Source organism: Citrobacter sp. 506, assembly GCF_050434985.1.
Classification (GTDB): domain Bacteria; phylum Pseudomonadota; class Gammaproteobacteria; order Enterobacterales; family Enterobacteriaceae; genus Citrobacter; species Citrobacter braakii.
The window spans coordinates 1-22,537 of the sequence record NZ_JBNDJN010000004.1; the positions used below are offsets into that span (position 1 = coordinate 1).

General features: G+C 53.3%; 20 protein-coding genes. 8 read left to right on the plus strand and 12 right to left on the minus strand.

The features are described 5' to 3' along the window. Positions 1-136 precede the first annotated feature (136 nt). The 4 genes from thyA to rppH all read right to left on the minus strand — a co-directional run bounded on the left by thyA (position 137) and on the right by rppH (position 4,767). Positions 137-931, minus strand: coding sequence for a thymidylate synthase (gene thyA, locus ABIE10_RS15520; protein WP_003033990.1), 795 nt, complete (start codon positions 929-931; stop codon positions 137-139). A gap of 6 nt (positions 932-937) precedes the next feature. Further along, positions 938-1,813: a prolipoprotein diacylglyceryl transferase gene (lgt, locus tag ABIE10_RS15525; RefSeq protein ID WP_003825606.1), complete on the minus strand. Its 876-nt coding sequence runs from the start codon at positions 1,811-1,813 to the stop codon at positions 938-940. A gap of 164 nt (positions 1,814-1,977) precedes the next feature. After that, positions 1,978-4,224 (minus strand): phosphoenolpyruvate--protein phosphotransferase, encoded by a 2,247-nt coding sequence (gene ptsP, locus ABIE10_RS15530; protein ID WP_016154275.1) that lies wholly within the window; start codon positions 4,222-4,224, stop codon positions 1,978-1,980. A 12-nt stretch (positions 4,225-4,236) separates the two neighbouring features. Further along, entirely contained in the window at positions 4,237-4,767 is a 531-nt protein-coding gene (rppH, locus tag ABIE10_RS15535; protein WP_003825602.1) for an RNA pyrophosphohydrolase, read from the minus strand. Between the two features lie 684 nt (positions 4,768-5,451). Between rppH and mutH the strand changes: the two genes are divergently transcribed. The 4 genes from mutH to ABIE10_RS15555 all read left to right on the plus strand — a co-directional run bounded on the left by mutH (position 5,452) and on the right by ABIE10_RS15555 (position 8,446). Then, entirely contained in the window at positions 5,452-6,147 is a 696-nt protein-coding gene (mutH, locus tag ABIE10_RS15540; protein ID WP_053389719.1) for a DNA mismatch repair endonuclease MutH, read from the plus strand. 75 nt (positions 6,148-6,222) lie between these two features. Further along, positions 6,223-6,936, plus strand: a complete 714-nt coding sequence (locus ABIE10_RS15545) for a TerC family protein (protein WP_016154277.1) — start codon at positions 6,223-6,225, stop codon at positions 6,934-6,936. A gap of 144 nt (positions 6,937-7,080) precedes the next feature. After that, positions 7,081-7,299 carry a lipoprotein YgdR gene (gene ygdR, locus ABIE10_RS15550; RefSeq protein WP_000758660.1) on the plus strand — a complete coding sequence of 73 codons (219 nt, stop codon included), beginning with the start codon at positions 7,081-7,083 and terminating at the stop codon, positions 7,297-7,299. Between the two features lie 106 nt (positions 7,300-7,405). After that, complete coding sequence (locus ABIE10_RS15555; RefSeq protein ID WP_046276130.1) at positions 7,406-8,446, plus strand: NADP(H)-dependent aldo-keto reductase; 1,041 nt, start codon at positions 7,406-7,408, stop codon at positions 8,444-8,446. A gap of 100 nt (positions 8,447-8,546) precedes the next feature. Here the strand turns inward: ABIE10_RS15555 and lplT are convergent, their stop codons facing one another. Both lplT and aas read right to left on the minus strand, forming a co-directional pair. Then, complete coding sequence (lplT, locus tag ABIE10_RS15560; protein WP_429156256.1) at positions 8,547-9,752, minus strand: lysophospholipid transporter LplT; 1,206 nt, start codon at positions 9,750-9,752, stop codon at positions 8,547-8,549. After that, a complete protein-coding gene (gene aas / locus ABIE10_RS15565; RefSeq protein ID WP_429156258.1) occupies positions 9,745-11,904 on the minus strand; it encodes a bifunctional acyl-ACP--phospholipid O-acyltransferase/long-chain-fatty-acid--ACP ligase in 2,160 nt (719 codons plus the stop codon). The genes lplT and aas overlap by 8 nt, the downstream gene beginning before the upstream one ends. Before the next feature lie 598 nt (positions 11,905-12,502). Between aas and galR the strand changes: the two genes are divergently transcribed. Next, a complete protein-coding gene (gene galR, locus ABIE10_RS15570; RefSeq protein WP_016157382.1) occupies positions 12,503-13,531 on the plus strand; it encodes an HTH-type transcriptional regulator GalR in 1,029 nt (342 codons plus the stop codon). Between the two features lie 13 nt (positions 13,532-13,544). Then, a complete protein-coding gene (locus ABIE10_RS15575) occupies positions 13,545-14,555 on the plus strand; it encodes a LacI family DNA-binding transcriptional regulator (protein ID WP_008785715.1) in 1,011 nt (336 codons plus the stop codon). A gap of 51 nt (positions 14,556-14,606) precedes the next feature. Here ABIE10_RS15575 and lysA read toward each other — a convergent pair whose 3' ends face one another. Beyond that, a complete protein-coding gene (lysA, locus tag ABIE10_RS15580) occupies positions 14,607-15,863 on the minus strand; it encodes a diaminopimelate decarboxylase (RefSeq protein WP_016154282.1) in 1,257 nt (418 codons plus the stop codon). 118 nt (positions 15,864-15,981) lie between these two features. Here lysA and ABIE10_RS15585 point away from each other — a divergent pair, with 118 nt between their 5' ends. Next, positions 15,982-16,917, plus strand: coding sequence for a LysR family transcriptional regulator (locus tag ABIE10_RS15585; protein ID WP_103766709.1), 936 nt, complete (start codon positions 15,982-15,984; stop codon positions 16,915-16,917). Here ABIE10_RS15585 and ABIE10_RS15590 read toward each other — a convergent pair. Beyond that, the gene (locus tag ABIE10_RS15590; protein ID WP_429156443.1) at positions 16,889-17,596 is read right to left on the minus strand and encodes an aspartate/glutamate racemase; all 708 of its coding nucleotides are present in this window, start codon (positions 17,594-17,596) and stop codon (positions 16,889-16,891) included. The genes ABIE10_RS15585 and ABIE10_RS15590 overlap by 29 nt on opposite strands. A gap of 137 nt (positions 17,597-17,733) precedes the next feature. Here ABIE10_RS15590 and ABIE10_RS15595 point away from each other — a divergent pair, with 137 nt between their 5' ends. Beyond that, positions 17,734-18,060: a cupin domain-containing protein gene (locus ABIE10_RS15595; RefSeq protein WP_065554331.1), complete on the plus strand. Its 327-nt coding sequence runs from the start codon at positions 17,734-17,736 to the stop codon at positions 18,058-18,060. A 144-nt stretch (positions 18,061-18,204) separates the two neighbouring features. Here the strand turns inward: ABIE10_RS15595 and kduD are convergent, their stop codons facing one another. The 4 genes from kduD to ABIE10_RS15615 form a co-directional block, all read right to left on the minus strand. After that, on the minus strand, positions 18,205-18,966 hold the full coding sequence (gene kduD / locus ABIE10_RS15600; protein ID WP_046276126.1) for a 2-dehydro-3-deoxy-D-gluconate 5-dehydrogenase KduD: 762 nt from the start codon (positions 18,964-18,966) through the stop codon (positions 18,205-18,207). A gap of 57 nt (positions 18,967-19,023) precedes the next feature. Further along, positions 19,024-19,860 carry a 5-dehydro-4-deoxy-D-glucuronate isomerase gene (kduI, locus tag ABIE10_RS15605; protein ID WP_429156262.1) on the minus strand — a complete coding sequence of 279 codons (837 nt, stop codon included), beginning with the start codon at positions 19,858-19,860 and terminating at the stop codon, positions 19,024-19,026. Between the two features lie 484 nt (positions 19,861-20,344). Then, the gene (locus tag ABIE10_RS15610; RefSeq protein WP_006686936.1) at positions 20,345-21,523 is read right to left on the minus strand and encodes an acetyl-CoA C-acetyltransferase; all 1,179 of its coding nucleotides are present in this window, start codon (positions 21,521-21,523) and stop codon (positions 20,345-20,347) included. Positions 21,524-21,625: 102 nt separating this feature from the next. After that, on the minus strand, positions 21,626-22,510 hold the full coding sequence (locus tag ABIE10_RS15615) for a LysR family transcriptional regulator (protein WP_016154289.1): 885 nt from the start codon (positions 22,508-22,510) through the stop codon (positions 21,626-21,628). Positions 22,511-22,537: the final 27 nt, after the last annotated feature.

Genomic DNA, 22,537 nt, shown 5'->3' on the forward strand with positions numbered 1-22,537 from the left:
TTTTAACAAATCAAAAGGGGTTTTAATAACTGGCCCAAAGCTGAAAGCTTTCCGGAACCCCCAGCCTAGCTGGGGGTTTTCTGTGCACAAAAAAAACCGACGCACACGGGCGTCGGTTGTGACAGCATGAAGCCGATTAGATAGCCACTGGCGCTTTAATACCAGGATGCGGATCGTAGCCTTCAATTTCGAAATCTTCGAAGCGATAGTCAAAGATAGATTCAGGCTTACGTTTGATGACCAGCTTCGGCAGCGCGCGCGGTTCGCGGCTAAGCTGCAGATGCGTTTGATCCATATGATTGCTGTACAGATGCGTGTCGCCACCGGTCCAGACAAAATCACCCACTTCCAGATCGCACTGCTGCGCCATCATGTGTACCAGCAAGGCGTAGCTGGCAATGTTAAACGGCAAACCGAGGAACACATCGCACGAACGCTGATACAGCTGGCAGGAGAGCTTGCCATCCGCCACGTAAAACTGGAAGAACGCGTGGCACGGCGCCAGCGCCATTTTATCCAGCTCACCGACGTTCCATGCAGAAACGATAATTCGGCGAGAGTCCGGGTCATTTTTGAGCTGGTTTAACACCGTGGTGATCTGATCAATATGGCGACCGTCTGGCGTAGGCCACGCACGCCACTGTTTGCCATAAACCGGGCCCAGATTACCGTTTTCATCCGCCCATTCGTCCCAGATTGAGACGTTGTTTTCATGCAGGTAGGCAACGTTGGTGTCGCCCTGCAAAAACCACAGCAGTTCATGAATGATCGAGCGTAAATGACAGCGTTTAGTCGTAACCAGCGGGAACCCTTCCTGCAGATTAAAACGCATCTGATGACCAAAAATGGAAAGCGTTCCGGTTCCGGTACGGTCGTTTTTCTGTGTGCCTTCATCCAGCACTTTTTGCATCAGTTCTAAATACTGTTTCATGGTTCCTCAGGAAACGTGTTGCTGTGGGCTGCGGCGGTACGCCCAAACCATCATAATAATGCCTGCGACAATCATCGGGATTGAGAGGATCTGTCCCATGCTGATGTACTGTACCCAGGTGCCGGTAAACTGCGCATCCGGCTGGCGGAAGAATTCAACGATAATACGAAACGCGCCATAACCAATCAGGAACAGACCGGATACCGAGCCCATCGGGCGCGGTTTACGAATGTACAGATTAAGAATGATAAACAGCACAACGCCTTCCAGCGCCATCTCATAAAGCTGTGAGGCGTGGCGCGGCAGCGAGCCGTAGGTATCAAAAATAGACTGCCATTGCGGGTTAGTTTGCAGCAGTAAAATGTCTTCGGTACGGGAGCCCGGAAACAGCATGGCGTACTTGAAGTTCGGATCAACGCGTCCCCACAGCTCACCGTTGATAAAGTTGCCCAGACGCCCTGCGCCCAGACCAAACGGAATCAGCGGGGCAATGAAATCAGAAACCTGGAAGAACGAACGCTTGGTGCGTTTGGCGAAGATAATCATCACCAGGATCACACCAATCAGCCCACCGTGGAAGGACATCCCGCCGTCCCAAACGCGGAACAGATACAGCGGATTATCGAGGAATAACGGGAAGTTATAGAACAGTACGTAACCAATACGTCCTCCGAGGAAAACCCCGAGGAAGCCCGCATACAGTAGATTTTCTACTTCATTTTTGGTCCAGCCACTGCCCGGACGATTAGCACGGCGCGTCGCCAGCCACATCGCAAAAATAAACCCCACCAAATACATTAAGCCGTACCAGTGAAGCGCGACGGGTCCGATTGAGAAAATGACCGGATCGAAATCCGGAAAATGCAGATAGCTACTGGTCATCTGTCACCACAAGTTCTTGTTATTTCGCTGAAGTCAGACAGCAATTGATAAGCGCGCCTGCATAATGCAGGCGCTCCAAAGGTGCGAATGATAGCACATGGGGATCGCAGCGGATGCCGATTACAGTTAAAAGATATGTATACCTACTGTTACCAGCCCTCGATTCACAATCCCCCGCGAATCAGTCCCCCCATGCCACGGCGTTCCATAAAAGCCGCCACCTGATGGCGTACTTCTGTCGCCATCTGCGCTTCCAGACTGCGTTGCGCCAGCGTTTGCGCCTCATCAAAATCGATATGGCGCAGCAGATATTTAACGCGAGCCACGGAACGACCGTTCATCGACAAATGGCGAAAACCCAGGCCGATCAGAATGGCCACGCACATCGGGTCGCCCGCCATTTCACCGCACAATCGCAAATCGATACCGCTTCTTTCGGCTTCCTGCGCAATCATCGCCAGCACACGTAACATACCCGGATGCAGGCTGTCATAAATGCTGGCCACCCGCGTATTGTTACGATCGACAGCCAGAATGTACTGGGTGAGATCGTTGGTTCCGACCGAGATAAAGTCTATCCGGTTTATCAGATGCGGCAGCATAAACACCATCGACGGAACTTCCAGCATGATGCCAATGCGCGGTTTTGGGATCGCGTAGCCGATCATCTCTTCCACTTCGCGTCCGGCGCGTTCAATCAAACGTCGCGCTTCATCCACTTCATCAATGCTGGTGACCATCGGCAGCAAAATACTCAGGTTGCCGGTTGCCGCGTTGGCACGCAGCATGGCCCGAACCTGGATCAAAAAGATCTCCGGCTGATCGAGCGTTATGCGAATGCCACGCCAGCCAAGGCATGGGTTCTCTTCACTGATCGGCATATAGGGCAGTTGTTTATCGGCGCCGACATCCAGCGTACGCAGAGTCACCGGCTTGTCGTTAAACATTTGCAGCATTCCCTGATACTGCGCAACCTGTTCTTCTTCCGAAGGAAAACCGCTTTGCAGCATGAACGGGATTTCGGTGCGATACAGGCCAATGCCGTCGATCCGGCTCCCCAGCTTCTCTTCATGCTCCGGGCTGAGGCCAGCATTGAGCATCACCTTCACGCGCTCGCCGCTTTTCAACTGTGCTGGCTGGTTGACGTCATCTTCCGCCAGGCGGCTCAGTTCTATTTCTTCACTGATAAGACGCTGGTATTCCTGGATCAATACCGGTTCTGGATCGACCAGCAGTTCACCGCGATAACCGTCCACTACCAGCGTACGGCGGTGTAACACCGATGGCTGGATATCGGCCCCCATGACGGTAGGGATACCCAGCGCACGAACCATAATAGCCGCATGAGAGTTGGCCGCACCGTCCCGGACAACCACACCGACTAAGCGGTCCTGAGGAAGTTCCGCCAGCGTGGTGGCGGAAAGCTCATCCGCCACCAGCACAAAGCGTTCCGGCCAGGTATTCGGCCCCTGGATCGAGTCGTCAAGATGGAACAGCAGACGCTGGCCCAGCGCGCGTAAATCTCCGGCCCGCTCTTTGAGGTAGTTATCACTCAGCGCGGCAAACTGTTCGGCAAACTTTTCAATGATCGTTTTAACGGCCCACTCGGCCACCGAACCGTTATCCACTTCCGCAAACAGCTCACGGCGCAGACGAGTATCGGAAAGCAAGTGTGAATAGAGATCAAAAATCGCCGCCGTTTCTTTCTGCGCCCCGGCGGTAAAGCGTTTGCTGTAGCGGCGGAATTCATTCGCCGCCTCTTCCAGCGCACCGGTGAGCCGCTCGCGCTCAAGCGCCGGATCCAACGTTGAAGCCTGATAGACCTGCTCCATCAGCGGCAGCGTCGCATCCTGCCAGCCTTCGGCTATTGCCACGCCAGGCGCGGCGGGCAATGCGCGGATGCGCGTTTGCCGGTATTGGCCGAACAGCGCGTTTAGCTGCGACTGCGAAAGAATAGCCGCCATTTGCGTGGCGAGCGTGACGAGGAAAGACTCTTCACTTTCATCGTACTGGCGCAATTCGCGCTGCTGGACCACCAGCACACCTAACAGCTGACGGCGCTGAATAATCGGTACGCCTAAGAACGCACGAAAACGCTCTTCTTTTACCGAAGGGATGTATTTAAAGCTGGGATGTTTTTGCGCATCGGCGAGGTTGATAGGTTCCGCCAGCCTGCCAACCAGGCCAACGATACCTTCATCAAACGCGAGTGCGACAGTACGACCACGCGGTTTCTTCAGTCCCCGGGTCGCCATGAGGTAATAACAACGTCGATCGTGATCGGCCAAATAAACCGAACAGACCTCTGTATCCATCGCAAGACAGATGTCGGTAACCAGAATATTCAGCGCTTCATTCAGACGCGGAGCACTGGCCACCTTTTCGACTATTTCGCGCAGGCGGGTGAGCATAATTTGCGTAGCTTAACCTCTTTTACGTCTGTACGCAGGTGCGCTTTGCGGCTTAGGAGTGCTCTCCTGAAGCGCCATGACAACACTTGCGAATTCTTTCATCACCCTGCGATAGACATCGCGTTTAAATGACACCACCTGTCGAACCGGATACCAGTAACTCACCCAGCGCCAGCCGTCGAACTCAGGTGTACTGCTGGTTTGCATATTGATTTCAGCATCGCTGCTGACCAATTGCAGAAGAAACCATTTTTGTTTCTGGCCGATACAAACCGGCTTCGTGTCCCAACGCACCAAACGTTTCGGTAACTTGTAACGCAACCAGTTACGAGTAGAAGCAAGGATCCGTACATCTTTACGACTGAGCCCCACTTCTTCAAAGAGTTCCCGGTACATCGCCTGCTCTGCTGTCTCTCCTGCATTTATCCCACCTTGCGGGAATTGCCAGGAGTGCTGACCAAATCGCCGGGCCCACATGACCTGCCCCTGGCGGTTACAAATTACTATCCCTACATTCGGGCGGTAGCCATCGTCATCAATCACCGGACTACCTCAATATAAACCTTATATACAAACGATTGTTTCACACTCCAGAGAGGCGGTAAACCACTCTGTTAAGGGCGCGATACTCTAATAACAATTGAATAACTCACAGCTAAGGGCGGAGTTATAAACAGAAGAAGGGCAAGCAAGGCGATTTTATTCACCTTTTCTGTGGATATAGTTGTGAAGAAGTACGGAATTACTATGGGAAAACCCAGAACAGTCCGAATAAGACATTCGTCACATATCAAAAATAGTCCTCTATATTCATTAAGTTAAAACCGTTAAGCGCAAATAAACCCATAGAAATGTGACGTATATCACGCACACGATCTTTAGGCTGATGAAAGATCGACCAGCGTTGGTTTTATCCACAGATTATGCCAATAAGTTAGGCACAATTTGTGTGAAAATTCGATTTTCGTCGCACGTCAAGGCTGTAAATTGAAACAGTAGTGGGGGTTTTTCACAGTTATCCCATCTTTCTGTGGATAACATGGTGTAAGATCCTGTTCATTGTCAGTGACCAGAATTGGAAAACCCGCTTCGCTGTTGCGCAACTCTGCGTATGTGAATCTAAAAACCAATATAAATCATAGAATTGAATAAAGCATGTGGAAAAAGATAAACTCTGTCCACACGGTATAAAATCTTTGCTCATTTTTTCACCTAAGGGTTAACCCGATGTCAGAACTCCATCCGCTGCTTTCTCCCCCTGAATCTGAAGCCCAGTTGTTGAGCCAGGCACGGCTGCTTTCGGGCTACGCGCTGGGAGAGTTGGCGGCAATGGCAGGACTCGTTACCCCCAAGGATCTCAAGCGCGATAAAGGCTGGATTGGCGTACTACTGGAAATCTGGCTCGGCGCCAGTGCGGGCAGCAAACCGGAACAGGATTTTGCGGCGCTGGGCGTGGAGCTGAAAACAATCCCAGTGGATAGCCTTGGCAGACCGCTGGAAACCACCTTTGTGTGCGTGGCACCGTTAACCGGCAATACCGGCGTTACCTGGGAAACCAGCCATGTGCGGCACAAACTTAAACGCGTTCTGTGGATCCCGGTAGAAGGCGAACGCAGCATCCCGCTGGCGGAGCGCCGCGTCGGTTCTCCCCTGCTGTGGAGCCCGAATGAAGAAGAAGACCGGCAATTGCGTCTGGACTGGGAAGAGTTGATGGACATGATAGTGTTAGGCCACGTCGAACGCATCACTGCCCGCCATGGGGAAGTGCTACAGCTGCGTCCTAAAGCCGCCAACGCCCGAGCGCTTACCGAGGCCATTGGCGCCCATGGCGAACCCATCCTGACCCTACCACGCGGTTTTTACTTGAAAAAGAACTTCACGCGCGCATTGCTTGAGCGACATTTCTTGTTCCAGGCGCAATAGGCACCGTCCGGTCTTTCACCCGCCGCGTTACGGGCCTATAATTACCGCTTCTTTTTTTTGGCAGGACTTTGTTCGATGTTATTTGCATGGATAACCGATCCTAACGCCTGGCTTGCGCTCGGTACGCTGACGCTGCTGGAGATCGTTCTTGGGATCGACAATATTATTTTCCTCTCTCTGGTTGTAGCCAAACTCCCGACAGCGCAACGCAATCATGCCCGACGTATTGGGCTTGCGGCGGCGATGATCATGCGTCTGGCACTGCTGGCCTCTATCGCCTGGGTAACGCGTCTGACAAACCCGCTATTCGAAGTGTTTGGCGAGGCAATATCAGCGCGCGACCTGATCCTTCTACTCGGGGGATTGTTCCTGATCTGGAAAGCCAGTAAGGAGATCCACGAATCCATTGAAGGTGAGGAAGAGGGGCTGAAAACCCGCGTTTCCTCTTTTCTGGGCGCGATTGTGCAGATCATGTTGTTAGACATTATCTTCAGCCTGGATTCCGTGATTACTGCGGTAGGCTTGTCCGATCATCTGTTTATCATGATGGCTGCAGTGGTGATTGCCGTGGGTGTGATGATGTTTGCTGCACGCCCGATTGGCGATTTTGTCGATCGCCATCCTTCGGTAAAAATGCTGGCACTCTCGTTCCTGATTCTGGTCGGTTTCACGCTAATTCTGGAAAGTTTCGACGTCCACGTTCCGAAAGGATATATCTATTTCGCCATGTTCTTCTCTATTGCGGTAGAGACCCTGAACCTGTGGCGTAATAAAAAAAATCCGCTCTGATGAAATCCATCGCTCCCCGCACGGGGAGCGAATGCGCGCCACACCTACCTCTTCTCACAGTTTAAGATTTTACTGCTTTCGCCATGCACAACTTCGCGTTATTACTAAACTATTGTCAGATGCAGGCCATGTGAGGATAAGCAGATGAAAAAATGGGCAGTTTTGATTTCCGCCGTAGGACTGGCTTTTGCCGTTTCCGGATGCAGCAGTGATTATGTTATGGCGACAAAAGATGGTCGAATGATCCTGACCGATGGAAAACCAGAAATTGACGATGATACCGGTCTGGTGAGCTATCACGACCAGCAAGGCAATGCGATGCAGATTAATCGCGATGATGTGTCTCAAATCATTGAACGCTGATGGTTGAGGTCAGCAGCGCGCTGGCCTTAACAATTTTACTTCCCTTTTTCTCTTCCCTCAGCCATTTTTATAATCCTTATGTCGTGATTATAAAAAGGAAACGGCTATGCAATATCACCGTATACCCCACAGCTCGCTTGAAGTCAGTACACTGGGGCTGGGCACAATGACGTTTGGTGAACAAAACAGCGAAGCCGACGCACATGCACAGCTCGATTATGCCGTAGAACAAGGCATAAATTTGATCGACGTTGCCGAGATGTATCCGGTACCGCCGCGTCCTGAAACCCAGGGTCTCACCGAAACCTACGTAGGTAACTGGCTCGCCAAACACGGCAGCCGTGAAAAGCTAATCGTTGCTTCTAAGGTCAGTGGGCCTTCACGTAACAACGACAGCGGTATTCGACCGAATCAGGCGCTGGACCGTAAAAATATTCGTGAAGCGCTGCACGACAGCCTGAAAAGACTGCAAACCGATTACCTGGATCTGTATCAGGTTCACTGGCCGCAGCGCCCGACCAACTGCTTTGGTAAGTTAGGCTACAGCTGGACGGACTCTGCGCCAGTCGTTTCGCTGCTGGATACGCTGGACGCGCTGGCAGAGTTTCAGCGCGCGGGGAAAATTCGCTACATCGGCGTGTCCAATGAAACCGCGTTTGGCGTGATGCGCTACCTGCACCTGGCGGACAAACACGATCTGCCGCGCATCGCCACCATCCAGAACCCCTACAGCCTGCTGAATCGCAGCTATGAGGTTGGACTGGCGGAAGTGAGCCAGTATGAAGGCGTTGAACTGCTGGCCTACTCTTGCCTTGGCTTCGGTACATTAACCGGTAAATACCTGAACGGCGCGAAGCCAGCCGGTGCACGCAATACGCTGTTTAGCCGTTTCACGCGTTACAGCGGCGAGCAAACGCAAAAAGCCGTTGCGGCCTATGTGGATATCGCGAAACGCCATAATCTGGATCCTGCGCAAATGGCGCTGGCATTCGTGCGTCGTCAGCCGTTTGTCGCCAGCACCCTGCTGGGAGCCACGACGATGGAGCAGCTAAAAACCAACGTTGAAAGCCTGCATCTGGAGTTGAGCGAAGAAGTACTGGCAGAGATTGAAGCGGTGCATCAGGTGTATACCTATCCTGCACCGTGACGGTTAGTGCCTGATGGCGCTACGCTTATCAGACCTACAAATTGCTGCTCTCTGTAGGCCAGATAAGGCGACGCTGCCATCCGGCACATTCATTGTTCATTCATCTCGTACCAGGCTGGCGGCGCTGCCAAATCCACAGCGCCGCAATCGCCAGCGCAAACAGCGCACCGAATCCAATACCAATCGCTACCGCCGGGATCCCCACCAGCACTGCCAGTGAGTAAATCCCAAGCATCAGCAGCATCGCGCTGTTTTCGCCCAGGTTTTGCACAGCGATCGCATTACCCGCACCGACGCTTTTCTTGCCCCGCTCCTGCAGCAACGCATTCAGCGGTACCACAAAGAAGCCACCTGACACGCCGATAAGCATCAGCAACGCGTAAGCCGGAAGCAGCGCATGCTGAAGTGAGAAAATCAGCACCACGACGCCAATCAGGATCCCCGCTGGCATACAGCGCGACACGGTTTCCAGCGTCACCAGCTTCGCTGCCGCCCCCGCGCCTACGACAATCCCAATCGCTACCATAGCATTGAGGTAGGTCGGCGTAGCGTTATCGGTGATGCCGAGCGCCACCGGAACCCACAGCACCAGCAGAAAACGCAGCGTGACGCCCGCGCCCCAAAAAAGGCTGGTTCCGACCAACGAAAAACGTGTTTCACCGTTGCGCCACAGCGAAGAAGCGGCGCAGAAGAAACTGCGCGTCATTTTCCCCAGATGCCAGGATTGGCCAGGACGAGCCGCGGCCAGTTTCGGGATGTACAGGTTAGCCACCACGGCGCCAGCATAGGCCAGCGCACAGGCAGAAAGCGCGGCAATCACATGCCAGTCGGCCAGAACGCCACCAGCGACAGAACCGAGCAAAATCGCGGCGATAGTGGAGGCTTCCATCAGGCCGTTGGCTTTCACCAGTTTGTCACCGGTGGTCAATTCACCGAGAATGCCATACTTGGCCGGTGAGTACGCGGCCGCGCCAATCCCCACCAGCGTATACCCGAGAAACGGATTAATGCCGAAGCAAATACTCGCCGCGCCCAGCAGTTTCAGGGCGTTCGCGAACATCATCACTCTGCCTTTGGCAAAGCTATCCGCCACCTGTCCAACAAATGGTGCAAACAGGATGTAAGCGCCCACAAACACCATTTGCAGGATTGGCTGGCTCCAGTCCGGATAAAATTCTTCCTTCAGCAGCGCCAGCGTGGCGAACAGCAGTGCGTTATCGCCAAACGCCGACAGAAACTGCGCGGCGATGACGGACATCATCCCTTTGGACCAGATTGAAGTGTTAGTGTGCGCTGACTCAATCATGTTGTTTTTCCGGCTCATCGACCCAGCTTTTCAGCGTAACAAAATCCGGCTTACCGCTGCCGAGTAATGGGAGTTGCTTCAGGTGGCGAATATCACGCGGCACGGCAAGTTCAGGCACGCCATGCGCTCGCGCATACTGCTGTAGTTTTTCACGCGTGAGTTCGCTGTCGGTAGTGAACAGCACCAGCGCCTCACCTTTGCTGGCATCGCTCTTGATCGCCGTGGCGTGCATTTTGTCTGCAGATACCGCCAATGCCAGTTGCTCAACCATTTCCAGCGAGACCATCTCTCCGGCAATTTTAGCAAAACGCTTGGCGCGCCCCTGGATCTGTACAAAGCCGTTTTCATCAAAGCGGACGATGTCTCCGGTGTCATACCAGCCGCGCTCAATCTCACCCTGCGCATTTTCTGCCGTCGGCACTTCCAGCACGCCAGGTTTTTCGACGCGCAAATAGCCGCTCATAATATTCGGGCCTTTCAGTTGTAAACGCCCACCATCCTCAATACCCGGAACAGCTAGCAGTCGGGCATCCATGCCAGGCAAGATGCGCCCTACCGTTCCTGATTTTGCCGCCATCGGCACATTGATCGACACAACCGGCGCACATTCCGTCACGCCATAGCCTTCAAGGACGCGCAGGCCAAATTTCTCCTGCCATAGCTGCTTTGTGCTGTCTTGCAGTTTTTCCGCGCCTGCCACCACATAGCGCAAGCGGTGGAAATCGTACGGGTGCGCGAAACGCGCATAGTTACCGAGGAACGTTGAAGTACCAAACAACACGGTGCAGTTCCGGTCGTATACCAGCTCCGGCACAATGCGGTAATGAAGCGGGCTGGGATAAAGAAACACTTCCGCACCGGTCAGTAGCGGCGTGAATAATCCCACCGTCAGGCCAAAGGAGTGGAACAGCGGCAGTGCCGACATAAAGCGGTCATCGGCGGTGAAATCGGCAATTGTTTTAATCTGCTCAACGTTCGCCAGAATACTCTTGTGGCTGTGGACCACGCCTTTCGGATGGCCTTCCGAACCAGACGTAAAGAGGATCACAGCAGCCTCTTCCGGCTGCTGTTTCACCTGCGCCAGATGCGGTGCCAGCAGATGTGAGAAAATCCACAGCTTATCGCTCAACGTCACATCGGCTTTTAAATCTTCCAGATAAACCCAGCGTACCTGGGTGAGCTGTTCCGGTAGATGCCAGAGTTTGCCTTTATCGAGAAACTGTCGGGAAGTGAAGATCGTTTTGATTTCAGACGCAGTAATAGCGCTGGTTAACCCTTTCACGCCCGCCGTGTAGTTCATCATGGCCGGAATGCGTCGACGCGCAATGGCTCCAAAAATGACCGCCGCGCTGATCCCCGCATTTGGCAGCATCAGGCCGATTTTTTCACCTTCGGCGCTGTATTTTTCCAGAATACGGGCCACAAAGAGCGTCTTAGTCAGCAGTTTGCGGTAGCTGTCTGGCGTAAAGTTAACATCTTCAATGCAGTTTTTGCCCGCGCCAAAACGGTATTTTGCCGCCAGCAGCGACTCGTATAGCGTTTCACGCGGGCGTACCGCCATGCGTGCTTCCATCATAATTTGATGCAGCATTTCACCGGCGATTTTGCGGCGATCGCGAGCTCGCGGGGCTTCCGGCATTGGCATTTGAGTCGGCGGTAGAATGTGCAGTTGGATACGCGGGAAGAATCGCTGTTTAACCAAACCTTTCAGGCGGCTGAAGTGGGTAAGCTCAGCCCCCTCAATGCGGACAGGAACGACCGTCGCTCCCGACTTCGCGGCGACAAACCCGGCACCGTCATATATTTTCATCAACGAACCGGTGGTCGAAATGCGTCCTTCGGGAAAAATCACCACCGGACGGCCCTGCTCGACCAGACGGACCAGATGCTTAATCGACATCGGTTTGGTTGGGTCTAACGGCACGAAGTCAATCAGCGGGGTTAGCCAGCGCATATACCATTGCTGGCTGATCGAGGTGTAAACGGCGAAGACAGGACGAATCGGTAAAAATAGCGCCAGCAGGATGCCGTCTATAAATGAGACGTGGTTGGGAGTGATTAGAACGCGTTCTCCCTGTAGCGCGCTGACATTGCCCGTGACGCGAACGCGGAAAAGCACGCGAAACAGATTACGAAAAAAGCCAAATAGCATCTCAACTCCCTGTGCCATTAATTATAGAAACATTAATGGTGGGAGAGTATACGAGTTGGGGAATGGGCGCGACAGGTAAACAGGTAAATACAGTCCGAAAAAAAACCTGCGCATCCGCGCAGGTCGGTGCAAGAGACAGGTACGAAGTGCGTACCGAATAATCTCACCAATCAATACCTCTGGGATCTTGATTGTGGTCGTCAGCAGCCAGATACGCCAGTACGAAAACGCAAAGGAATGAACCCAAATGCAACGAGTTGTGTAAATTATCGGTTACTGTTACAGATAGGCTGAAGGCAAAAAAAAACCTGCGCATCTGCGCAGGCTGGTGTAATTCTAGTGATCAACCCGAAAGTTGATTTCACCTATCAATACCTCTGGGATCCCAACTTTAGCAATCCGCTCAGTTCTCCCACCAGCGAACAATCGCAACAGCACATCGCAAAGTGTAAGCAAAAATTAGCATTTTCTATTTTCTGTCTTACTTCGCTCGCGCGCGCTCACATTTGCGAGGTCCTGACGGGCAATCTGCTTGAACAGCCAGCCATTTTCCGTAACACTGACGGAATGTAAGCGTTTACCCACAACAGGTACTATCATGGCGACCATAAAGGATGTAGCCCGACTAGCTGGTGTATCAGTCGCCACCGTTTCTCGAGTGATCAATGATTCCCCCAAAGCCAGCGAAGCATCGCGTCTGGCCGTAACGAGTGCAATGGAATCACTCAGCTACCACCCCAATGCCAATGCGCGTGCACTGGCGCAACAATCCACTGAAACCATCGGACTGGTCGTTGGTGATGTGTCCGATCCATTCTTTGGGGCAATGGTTAAAGCTGTCGAGCAGGTGGCCTATAACACCGGGAATTTTTTGCTGATTGGCAACGGCTACCATAATGAACAGAAGGAACGTCAGGCGATTGAACAGCTCATTCGCCACCGCTGCGCGGCCCTTGTTGTCCATGCCAAAATCATCCCGGATGCGGATTTGGCTTCATTAATGAAGCAAATCCCCGGCATGGTATTGATTAACCGAATTCTGCCGGGATTCGAACAACGCTGCGTTGCCCTCGATGACCGTTTCGGCGCGTGGCTCGCTACCCGACACCTTATTCAACAGGGCCATACGCGCATTGGCTACCTGTGTTCCAATCACAGTATTTCTGATGCGGAAGATCGTCTGCAAGGCTATTACGACGCGCTGGCGGAGAGCAATATACCGGTAAGCGATCGACTGGTGACGTTCGGCGAACCGGATGAAAGCGGCGGTGAACAGGCCATGACCGAGTTACTTGGTCGTGGCAAAAACTTCACTGCGGTAGCCTGCTACAACGACTCAATGGCGGCTGGCGCCATGGGCGTATTGAATGATAACGGCATTGATGTGCCGGGAGAAATCTCGCTGATTGGCTTTGATGATGTGCTGATTTCCCGCTATGTGCGCCCACGTCTGACCACGGTACGCTATCCCATCGTGACGATGGCAACCCAGGCCGCTGAACTGGCGCTCGCGTTGGCGGAGAAGCGACCCGCACCTGAAATTACCCACGTCTTTAACCCAACTCTGGTGCGTCGCCATTCCGTTTCGGCGCTGACAGAGCCGGGGAACTCATCGTCAAACGATTAACCAGGATTGCGTCATGACTACGATGTTGGACGTTTCACGACACGCAGGCGTCTCAAAAGCGACCGTTTCGCGCGTACTAAATGGAACGGGTCAGGTAAAAGAGAGCACGCGCCAGAAAGTGTTCAAGGCCATGCAGGCACTCGATTATCGGCCCAACTTTTTAGCGCGCTCTTTGGCGAATCGCACCAGCAACAGCATTGGCCTGGTGGTTTCCACATTTGATGGATTCTACTTTGGCCGCCTGCTGCAACAGGCCTCGCGCCAGACGGAGTCTCACGGCAAGCAGTTGATCGTCACCGATGGTCACGACACGCCGGAGCGTGAGCAGGAAGCCGTGCAAATGCTGGCCGACAGGCAGTGCGACGCCATTATTCTTTATACCCGCTATATGAGTGAAAAGGCGATTATGTCGCTGATGAACAGCATTGCGATGCCCTTGCTTGTCATCAACCGTGATGTCAGTCAGGCCCGCGATCGCGCGATTTTCTTTGAGCAGGAAGACGCGGCGTATCAGGCGGTCAATTATCTGATCTCGCAGGGGCACAGCGATATTGCTTGCATCACCGTGCCAGGCCATACGCCTACCGGTAAATCCCGCCTGATGGGGTATCGTAAGGCTCTGGAAAAAAACGGTATTCCCTGGGATCCTGATAAGGTTAAATACGGCGACTCCACGATGACGCGAGGCTATGAAGCCTGTCGAGAACTGCTGGAGGAAGGGGTGAAATTCAGCGCCCTGTTCGCCTGTAACGATGACATGGCATTAGGTGCATCAAAAGCGTTACATCAGGCCGGACTGAGGATCCCGACGGACGTCTCGCTGTTTGGTTTTGATGATGCGCCCAGCGCCAAATGGCTGGAACCGGGGTTATCTACCGTTTATCTGCCGATTGATACCATGATAACCACGGCAATCGACCAGGCTATACGTCTGGCCAACGGTGAGAGCGTGGAGCCGATCCCTCCGTTTACCGGCAAACTGGTATTACGTGACTCAGTAACGCTCGGACCGTACTTTAAGTAATATGAAAAAGAGCCGGATGGCGACGCAAGCACCTTATCCGGCCAGCTTTACTCAGATTAATTCCAGCGCTAACAGCTCATCAATGGTCTGGCGACGACGAATCAGTCGCGCCACGCCGTTATCAAACAAGACCTCCGGCAGCAGCGGGCGGCTATTGTAGTTTGACGACATTGACGCTCCGTACGCCCCGGTATCATGCAAAACCAGATAATCACCCGGCACCACCGCAGGCAACAGACGGGTTTCCACATTTCCGCCTTCCTGCTGGGTAAACACGTCGCCTGATTCGCACAGCGGTCCGGCCACCACGGTTTCCCGTTGAGGAGTTTGTTGCAGAGAACGACCATCTCCCGCCAGCGCGGAGATATGGTGATAGCTACCGTACATGGCCGGGCGCATCAGATCGTTGAAGCCCGCATCGATCAGCACAAAGTGACGGCTGCCCATCTCTTTCACGCTGCGCACCTGCGCCACTAACACGCCGGCTTCCGCGACCAGGAAACGCCCTGGTTCGATCTCCAGTTTGACGGCATGACCCAGATGACGCGCAATACTATCGCGCGCGGCGTTCCACAATCCAAAATAGTGATCGGTGTCGATCGCCTCTTCACCTTCGCGATACGGGATTGATAAACCGCCGCCTGCGGAGATCGCCTCCAGATCCTGACCAAATTCCACCACCTGACGCACCATCGCGCCGCACACCTGCTCCAGATGCGCGTAGTCCACGCCAGAGCCGATATGCATATGAATACCCACCAACTTCAGCTTATAGCGCTGAATTACCTCCAGCGCCGCCGGAAGATCGCTGTACCAGATACCGTGCTTGCTGTTTTCTCCCCCGGTATTGGTTTTCTGACTGTGTCCATGCCCAAAGCCAGGGTTTACGCGGAGCCACACGCGATGGCCCGGCGAGAGCTGGCCCAGTTGTTCCAGCATATCGACCGACCCGGCATTTACCGGAATGCTCAATTCATGCACCCGGGCGAGCGTCGCTTCATCAATCATATCGGCGGTAAAGACAATCTCATCTTTGCCCGGTACAAAACCTGCCGCCAACGCGCGTTCAATTTCGCCAAGCGAGACGGAATCGACCTTCACGCCCTGCTCGCGCATCAGGCGCAAAATATGAATATTCGAACATGCCTTCTGGGCAAAACGCACCACGTCAAACTGACTCAGTTTGGCAATCTGCGCGCGAATAATCTGCGCATCATAGACCCACACCGGGCAGCCGAATTCGGCAGGCAGGCGCAACAGGTTGTCGGCGGTCAGGTCAGTGTCTGTGTTGTTGAGTGGGCGTGGCATGGCGTGCTCCGGTATTGGCTTTTTTATGATTACGCCACAGCTCAAAAAGAATAAAAAATATCGTTTTATCTTGAGTCTATGCAAAAATGATATGGATTAGCTCATTTGAGGATTGCTTATGCCCGCGGTTAACCTGCGTCACATTGAAATTTTTCACGCCATCATGACCGCAGGCAATCTGACGGAAGCCGCGCGCATGCTACATACCTCGCAGCCCACCGTCAGCCGGGAACTGGCCCGATTCGAAAAAGTCCTGGGATTAACGCTGTTTGAACGCACGCGTGGCCGACTGCATCCAACCGTGCAAGGCTTACGTCTGTTTGAAGAGGTACAACGTTCGTGGTACGGCCTGGACAGAATTGTGAGCGCCGCCGAAAGCCTGCGCGAATTTCGTCAAGGTGAATTGTCGATTGTTTGCCTGCCGGTATTTTCGCAGTCCTTTTTACCGCCGCTGCTACAGCCATTTCTCGCGCGCTATCCGCAGGTCAACATTCAGATCGTGCCGCAGGAGTCACCACTGTTGGAAGAGTGGCTGTCGGCGCAGCGCCACGATCTGGGGTTAACGGAAACGCTGCATACGCCAGCCGGAACGAAACGCACCGAATTGCTGGCGCTGGATGAAGTGTGTGTACTGCCGCAGGGGCATCCGCTGACCGAGAAAGCGGTATTAACGCCGCAGGATTTTCAGGGAGAGAACTATATCAGCCTGTCGCGGACCGACAGTTACCGTCAGCTACTGGACACCCTGTTTAACGAACATCAGGTGAAGCGCCGCATGGTGATTGAAACCCACAGCGCCGCTTCAATTTGTGCAATGGTGCGGGCGGGCGTGGGGATCTCGGTGGTGAACCCACTGACCGCGCTGGATTATGCCAGCAGCGGAGTGGTTATCCGCCGCTTCAGCATTTCGGTACCCTTTACGGTCAGCCTGATCCACCCACTTCATCGCCCTGCCTCGGCGCTGGTCGATGCTTTTACAGCGCATCTGCAAGCCCATCTCCCGAGGCTTATCGATCCGCTGGAGGCTATTTTGTCTCCACAGACGAAAGCATAAACGCCACCGCATCTTGCGCATGGATTGCCGCGGTGTCGAAAACCGGTAATGGACTTAGCTCGGCTGGAACCAGCAAACCAATCTCGGTACAGCCAAAGATAACCCCTTGAGCGCCCTGTTTAGCCAACTGATCAATTACGCTCAGGTAGTAGTCGCGGGAGGCGTTGCTGAACTCACCGAGGCACAGCTCGTCGAAAATAATCTGGTTTATTTTCTGACGGTCATCAGCCTCAGGAATAAGCGTACTAATACCAAATTCAGTCTGTAGGCGCCCGCGGTAAAAATCCTGCTCCATGGTGTAGCGCGTACCCAGTAGCGCCACGTTGCTCATCTGCTGGTTTTGTATGGCCCGACCCGTCGCATCGGCAATATGCAGGAACGGCACGTCACAGGCGGTTTCAATCGCCTCAGCAACTTTGTGCATGGTGTTGGTACACAGCACAATCCCTTCCGCTCCGGCTTGCTGAAGCCCTGCGGCAGCATGCGCGAGGATCTCCCCAGCCCGCTGCCAGTCACCGCCAGACTGACAGGCTTCAATCTCGTGAAAATCTACGCTGTGCAACAGAATCTGCGCCGAGTGCAGGCCACCCAGACGCTGTTTTACCCCTTCATTAATGAGTCGATAATAAGGAATGGTGGATTCCCAGCTCATACCGCCTAACAGACCGATCGTTTTCATCATTTCCCCTGATTTGTTGTTATCTCTCCAGTGAACCAAAGATGTGATCAACTTTCCACATCTGTTGGCGTGCATTTCTTTTTTTAATTTTCTGATATAGGTTTAATGAAACATTGTTTTAATTACAGGAAGGCAGAATGTTTATTTTTCATAAAGAGACCACCCTTGAAGATCTGGGCAATGGCGTTACCCGACGCATTCTTGCTCACGACGGTAAAATGATGGCGGTTGAGGTGAACTTCGAGCAAGGCGCGATTGGTCCGATGCACAATCATCCGCATGAGCAGCTGACTTACGTTTTGTCTGGGGAGTTTGAATTTACCATCGGCGAAGAAATGCATGTCGTTAGGGCAGGCGATACCCTATATAAACAGCCCAACATTATGCATGGCTGCGTCTGTTTAAAACCGGGAACGCTACTGGATACCTTTACGCCCATGCGCGAAGATTTTCTGCCTGCGTAATTTTATCTGTTCGTAATCTGCCTGGCGGCATAATGTTGTTCCAGAGGGAATGAATATGTCGCCTCCGGTGTATTGCTACATTCACCTTATGTTTAACCGACAAACCCTGCCAAAGGGCAGGGTTTGTCAGTTCTGGAAAGCAGATTAACGCGCCAGCCAGCCGCCGTCTACCGCAACGGTATAGCCGTTGATATAGTCAGATGCGCTGGATGCCAGGAACACAATCGGCCCCATCAGGTCACTCGGCAGACCCCAACGACCCGCCGGGATACGATCGAGAATTTCTGCGCTACGCTGCTCATCAGCGCGCAGCTGTTGAGTATTGTTCGTCGCCATGTAACCCGGCGCAATTGCGTTGACGTTGATGTTATGTTTAGCCCACTCGTTCGCCATCAGGCGGGTGATGCCCATTACGCCGCTTTTAGACGCGGTGTAAGACGGCACGCGGATCCCGCCCTGGAAAGAAAGCATAGAGGCGATGTTGATAATTTTGCCGCCGTTACCCTGAGCTATAAAGTGCTTCGCCGCGGCCTGAGACATAAAGAACACGCTCTTAATGTTCAGGTTCATCACGTCGTCCCAGTCTTTTTCGCTGAAGTCGATCGCATCGTCACGACGGATAAGACCTGCGTTGTTGACCAGAATATCGATATGACCGAATTCTGCCACTGCGCGCTCCAGCAACGCCGGAATGCCGTCAATTTGACGCAGGTCGGCGGTCAGACTTAAAAAACGGCGCCCCAGTGCGGTCACGCGTTCGATAGTTTCCGTCGGTTCAACGATGTTGATCCCCACGATATCGCAGCCCGCTTCAGCCAAACCCAACGCCATACCCTGACCCAGGCCAGTGTCACAACCGGTCACAACGGCGACCTTACCTTCAAGAGAGAATGCATTCAAAATCATTGTAAATCCTTAATTTTTTATAATGCCCGCCGCAGCAGGCACGGCTATCGCCCGCAACTAGCGCAGATCTTTGACCACTACATGGTCCATATCATCAAAGACCTGGTTTTCGCCGACCATGCCCCAAATGAACGTATAAGCTTTTGTGCCAACGCCGGAGTGAATTGACCAGCTCGGCGAAATCACCGCCTGCTCGTTGTGCATCACAATATGACGCGTTTCCTGAGGCTGCCCCATCATGTGGAAGACGCAGGTATCTTCTTCCATATTGAAATAGAAATAGACTTCCATACGACGTTCATGGGTATGACACGGCATGGTGTTCCACAGGTTACCCGGCGCCAGTTCGGTCAGACCCATGCTCAACTGGCAGGTTTCCAGCACATCCGGCACAAAATATTTGTTGATGGTACGACGGTTACTGGTGAGGTCATCGCCCAGCGTTACTGGCGCAACGTCTGCTGGCGTGACTTTTTTGGTTGGATAAGTCGTGTGGGCCGGCGCGCAGTTATAGTAAAACTTCGCTGGTTTCGCCGTATCGATGCTGGCGAATACCACTTCTTTGGCCCCTTTCCCGACGTACAGCGCGTCACGATGACCAATTTCATAGCACTGGCCGTCAACGGTAATCGTGCCCGGGCCACCGATGTTAATCACACCCAGCTCACGACGCTCGAGGAAGTAGGTTACGCCCAGCTGTTTGCCGACTTCGCCACCCACAGAGACGGTTTTGGCCACTGGCATAATGCCGCCAACAATGATGCGGTCAATGTGGCTGTAGACCATGGTGTATTCATCTGGGACAAACACTTCTTCGACCAAAAACTCATTACGCAGCTCCTGAGTATCCAGGGTTTTCGCATGCGCACTATGGATGCTTTGTCTTACGTCCACATTTACCTCCAGTGATAAATTGACCGTGAATGCTTAAACGAATAGCAAAACGCTGTTCCGTTTTATCTTATGCGCTCATGATATCCCTCCCGGAATGGGTTTTCAATTACAAATAAAACAACGTTTCACTTTTTCTGCATCTTATTATCAAAAGTGTAATTGCGATCACGCTAGCGCATATAAATCGCGGGAATGATTTAAATAAAATTATTTAAAACAATTAGATAGATAAAAACAAACACGAGTAGTTCATGAGGGGTAGGGATAAGACATTGAAAATACAGCCAGCCTCACATGTCGTTGACACACCTTTTCTAACAAAGTGCGCTGTTAATCACATGAAATGAAACGCCGTTTTGATACGTTAGCAGAGTTTAGAGTGTATGTTTCTGTAACTGGCCTTGCCCTCCTGTTGGAGGGCTTTTTTATAGATGCAGGGGAAATACAGCGGGAAAGGCGTTTAAGCAGAGAAAACTTCGGGGGGTTAATCTCGCTCGATAGCGAGCGCCACGCCCTGACCACCGCCGATACATAACGTTGCCAGGCCCTTGTGCGCCCGACGCTTCACCATTTCATGCACCAGTGAAACCAGAATACGGCAGCCAGATGCGCCAATCGGATGACCAAGCGCAATGGCTCCGCCGTTCACATTCACTCGCCGTTCATCCCACTCCAGCATTTTTCCAACGGACAATGCCTGTGCGGCAAAGGCTTCGTTGGCCTCGATAAGATCAACATCAGCCAGTTGCCAGCCCACACGCTCAAGGCAACGGCGCGTCGCGTACACCGGCGCAATTCCCATGAGCGCGGGATCGACCCCGACGCTGGCAAAGGCACGAATGCGGGCCAGCACCGGCAAATTCAGCTCCTGGGCCTTAGCCTCGCTCATCATCATCACCGCAGCGGCGCCATCATTGATGGATGACGCGTTACCCGCGGTTACTGAACCGAGCCTGTCGAAGGTCGGATCCAGGCGCGCCAGCCCTTCTGCGCTGGCATCGGTGCGCGGCTGTTCGTCGGTATCCACCACGAACGATTGCCCATTACGCTGCGTTACCACCGGCACGATTTCATCTTTAAAGCGCCCGGCGTCAATTGCCATCCGCGCCTTGTGCTGCGAATGCAGTGCGTAGGCATCCTGCAGTTCACGGCTGATGCCATATTCCCGCGCCAGATTTTCCGCGGTAACGCCCATATGGTAATCGTTGAAAGCGTCCCACAGGCCGTCATGCACCAGGCTGTCGACCAGTTGACTGTTGCCCAACTGTGCGCCGGTACGGCTATCAGTAAGGACATGCGGCGCACGGCTCATATTCTCTTGTCCGCCCGCAATCACAATGTCGGCTTCGCCGCACTGGATAGCCTGGGTCGCCAGATGCAGCGCTTTCAGACCCGAGCCGCAGACATCGTTAATGGTGATGGCGGAAACGGTATTGGGTAGCCCACCATTGATGGCGGACTGACGCGCCGGGTTTTGCCCGGCACCTGCGGTAAGCACTTGCCCGAGGATCACTTCATCCACAGCGTGAACGTCCACGCCCGTGCGCTCCAGTAACGCCCTGACTACCATGCTACCTAATTCAACGGCAGAGTGGCGCGCCAGCGTCCCCTGGAAGCAGCCGATCGGTGTCCGTAACGCCCCGACTATCACAACCTCTTTCATCACCACCTCAGCGCAAAATAACACCGCAATAGTAGATGATTGTTAAAAAGAGTTATCAAGGTTGTTTAAAAACGGTGATTTTTATCACAAAGGAAATTCGTATCATTTATTGGTCATCTGAACGCCACTCTGCTGTAAATGGTCGCGCAGCCAACTTCCCGCCACGCCAGGCGGTGATTTCTTATTCCACAGCAGATCGATAGAGATAGCCTTTGGCCAGCCGGGCAGCATCAATTGGACCAGCGGTTTTTCTGCCGCAAACTCCTCCACCAGCGCACAAGGGAGCGCGCACCAGCCGAATCCCTGCACCGCCATACTCAGCAGCAACAAATAGTTAGGCGCCGACCAGACGGGGCCGCGCGCCACGTTGGTGCCGCTTTCCAGATAGGTATTCAGCCGCAGCTCTCGCCAGGTATGTAGCTGTTCCCACTGCAGTTTTTCTTGAGTCGCCAGTGGATGTGATGCCGCAACGTATAATCCCATCCAGGTTTGCATCGGCAGACGCGTGACGCCCATGTCGGTCGGGTAATCCTCCCGCGCTTCGATCAACCCAACCTGAGCACGTCCTTTTTGCAGCAGATCGATCACGTCTTCATCTTCGCCAATCAGACATTCAAACTCGGTATGGGGAAACTTGTGGTCAAACTGCACCATCAATTCTTCCAGCACATCCGGGTGCAGCGTGTCAGACAAAACGAAGGTCAGACGCGCTTCCGTTTCACCCGACAGCGAAATTGCCGCCTCATCAAGACGTTCGCTGGCCGTCAAAATTGCCTGCACATAGCCCAGCACCCGCTTACCTTCTTCGGTTAGCGTCGGCTGACGTGATGAGCGGTCAAACAGCGCAAAACCGAGATCGGCTTCCAGATGCGCAATGGCCGTGCTGATGGTGGACTGACTTTTACGCAGCCGCCGGGCCGCAGCAGAAAATGAGCCGCAGGAAACGGTCTCCACAAATGCCGTTAACGCTTCAGGAGAGTAACGCATGAACTATCTACTTTATCGATGGATACT

What these genes read in the sequence shown, in the direction of transcription:
- thyA (WP_003033990.1), bottom strand. Translation starts at nt 931, where the DNA reads ATGAAACAGTATTTAGAACTGATGCAAAAAGTGCTGGATGAAGGCACA.
- lgt (WP_003825606.1), bottom strand. Translation starts at nt 1,813, where the DNA reads ATGACCAGTAGCTATCTGCATTTTCCGGATTTCGATCCGGTCATTTTC.
- ptsP (WP_016154275.1), bottom strand. Translation starts at nt 4,224, where the DNA reads ATGCTCACCCGCCTGCGCGAAATAGTCGAAAAGGTGGCCAGTGCTCCG.
- mutH (WP_053389719.1), top strand. Translation starts at nt 5,452, where the DNA reads ATGTCAGAACTCCATCCGCTGCTTTCTCCCCCTGAATCTGAAGCCCAG.
- ABIE10_RS15545 (WP_016154277.1), top strand. Translation starts at nt 6,223, where the DNA reads ATGTTATTTGCATGGATAACCGATCCTAACGCCTGGCTTGCGCTCGGT.
- ygdR (WP_000758660.1), top strand. Translation starts at nt 7,081, where the DNA reads ATGAAAAAATGGGCAGTTTTGATTTCCGCCGTAGGACTGGCTTTTGCC.
- ABIE10_RS15555 (WP_046276130.1), top strand. Translation starts at nt 7,406, where the DNA reads ATGCAATATCACCGTATACCCCACAGCTCGCTTGAAGTCAGTACACTG.
- lplT (WP_429156256.1), bottom strand. Translation starts at nt 9,752, where the DNA reads ATGATTGAGTCAGCGCACACTAACACTTCAATCTGGTCCAAAGGGATG.
- aas (WP_429156258.1), bottom strand. Translation starts at nt 11,904, where the DNA reads ATGCTATTTGGCTTTTTTCGTAATCTGTTTCGCGTGCTTTTCCGCGTT.
- galR (WP_016157382.1), top strand. Translation starts at nt 12,503, where the DNA reads ATGGCGACCATAAAGGATGTAGCCCGACTAGCTGGTGTATCAGTCGCC.
- ABIE10_RS15575 (WP_008785715.1), top strand. Translation starts at nt 13,545, where the DNA reads ATGACTACGATGTTGGACGTTTCACGACACGCAGGCGTCTCAAAAGCG.
- lysA (WP_016154282.1), bottom strand. Translation starts at nt 15,863, where the DNA reads ATGCCACGCCCACTCAACAACACAGACACTGACCTGACCGCCGACAAC.
- ABIE10_RS15585 (WP_103766709.1), top strand. Translation starts at nt 15,982, where the DNA reads ATGCCCGCGGTTAACCTGCGTCACATTGAAATTTTTCACGCCATCATG.
- ABIE10_RS15590 (WP_429156443.1), bottom strand. Translation starts at nt 17,596, where the DNA reads ATGAAAACGATCGGTCTGTTAGGCGGTATGAGCTGGGAATCCACCATT.
- ABIE10_RS15595 (WP_065554331.1), top strand. Translation starts at nt 17,734, where the DNA reads ATGTTTATTTTTCATAAAGAGACCACCCTTGAAGATCTGGGCAATGGC.
- kduD (WP_046276126.1), bottom strand. Translation starts at nt 18,966, where the DNA reads ATGATTTTGAATGCATTCTCTCTTGAAGGTAAGGTCGCCGTTGTGACC.
- ABIE10_RS15610 (WP_006686936.1), bottom strand. Translation starts at nt 21,523, where the DNA reads ATGAAAGAGGTTGTGATAGTCGGGGCGTTACGGACACCGATCGGCTGC.
- ABIE10_RS15615 (WP_016154289.1), bottom strand. Translation starts at nt 22,510, where the DNA reads ATGCGTTACTCTCCTGAAGCGTTAACGGCATTTGTGGAGACCGTTTCC.